Here is a 1,470-nt window from a genome sequence, read left to right as displayed (position 1 = left end):
GGATTGAAGAGGGGAGGTTGCCCACGGATTTACACGGATTGGCACGGATTGATGGGTGAGGTGGTGTCTGGAGCCATAGTTGGGGACGTTGTTTTCTTGCTCAAGTTGCGTGATTTGGGGGAGGTAGGGAGAGGGTGATCGCGGTTCCCGCTGATTGGGGATTGGGGAGGGATTGAAGAGTGAAGAGGTTGCCCACGGATTGGCCCGATTGGTGGTTTATTGACATTCCGGGGGTATTGCCTGGTTTGGGTTTGTTTGTGTAAATAAAGATACAATAATTCTTTGTATGTTACCATGAAGAGCATATAGGGTCATACTTATGGAAATGATACAGGATATAGATCAGCTGATCAGGGATGTGCTTGAAGCTTATCCCGTTATTACCCTTGCGGTACTTTTCGGTTCCGTGGCCAAAGGAACGGCGGGGTCTGAGAGTGATCTCGATCTTGCTGTTTATGCGGGCCGGGCTGTGACGGCAGAAGAAAAAATGCGTCTGATAGAAGATCTTGCGCTGCGGATCGGTCGGCCTGTTGATCTGGTTGATCTCAGGACTGCAGGACTTCCCGTCATGGAGCAGATTTTCTCTAAAGGCAGAAGGATTCTCGGTTCAAATTCCCTGTATGCGATGCTGCTTACCCGATACCAGATCGATAGCGCTGATTTTATGCCCATTCGCCGGAGGGTGCTGGAAGAGAGGAGGAAGAGATGGATTGGAGTCTGATCGAACAGAAGATCGAGTCCTTGCGTCGAGCTGTTGGCAGAGCGGAAGATCATTGTCCTGTGGATGTTGAGACTCTTGCACGGGACTATGACGCACAGGATATTGTTTCTGTCAACCTAACACGGGCTGTACAGATTTGTGTCGATATTGCAAATCACGTTCTTTCCGAATCGGACCTGCCTTCGCCATTGACGATGGGACAGAGTTTTGATTTGCTGCAGGAGTTGGGTGTGATTGATCCGGAGCTTTGCGTGAGCATGAAAAAAGCGGTCGGGTTTCGCAACCTGGCGGTACATAATTACGATACGATCGACTGGGCGATTGTGCATGCGATCGCTCGACATCATCTCTGCGATTTCAAGGCTTTTGCCCGGGCAGTGCTTTGTCTTCGATAGCGTTCTGATTTTTGTCGGGAGACGGGATGCGGGGATTGGGGAGGAAGAGTAGCCCACGTAATAGTTGGGGACGTTGTTTTGCAGCTAAAGTTGCGTGATTTGGGGGAGGTAGGGAGAGGGTGATCGCGGTTCCCGCTGATTGGGGATTGGGGAGGGATTGAAGAGGGGAGGTTGCCCACGGATTTACACGGATTGGCACGGATTGATGGGTGAGGTGGTGTCTGGGTGGTTGTGTTATGGTTTTCAGGTATTGCGCTGTCGGGTTATTCAGCAAGAAGAGAAAGAGCGCGGTTCCCGCTGATTGAAATCGGATTTTCACGGATGAAAAGATTGTGGGATGGATGTCGGGAGGTG

The 1,470-nt window shown here is 50.8% G+C and carries 2 protein-coding genes; both read left to right on the top strand.

Annotation, left to right across the window (positions count from 1 at the left end; all coding sequences use genetic code 11):
- The first annotated feature begins 319 nt into the window (after positions 1–319).
- The gene (mntA, locus tag K4305_RS05015; protein WP_331561297.1) at positions 320–721 is read left to right on the top strand and encodes a type VII toxin-antitoxin system MntA family adenylyltransferase antitoxin; all 402 of its coding nucleotides are present in this window, start codon (positions 320–322) and stop codon (positions 719–721) included.
- Positions 706–1,116, top strand: coding sequence for a type VII toxin-antitoxin system HepT family RNase toxin (hepT, locus tag K4305_RS05010; RefSeq protein WP_331561296.1), 411 nt, complete (start codon positions 706–708; stop codon positions 1,114–1,116). The genes mntA and hepT overlap by 16 nt, the downstream gene beginning before the upstream one ends.
- The last annotated feature ends 354 nt before the right edge of the window (positions 1,117–1,470 follow it).

The sequence above is a fragment of the Chlorobium sp. genome (genome assembly GCF_036528655.1).
In the GTDB taxonomy this organism is placed as follows: Bacteria; Bacteroidota; Chlorobiia; order Chlorobiales; family Chlorobiaceae; genus Chlorobium.
Note: the sequence above shows the minus strand (reverse complement) of the source record. Positions and strands in the feature narration are given on the sequence as shown.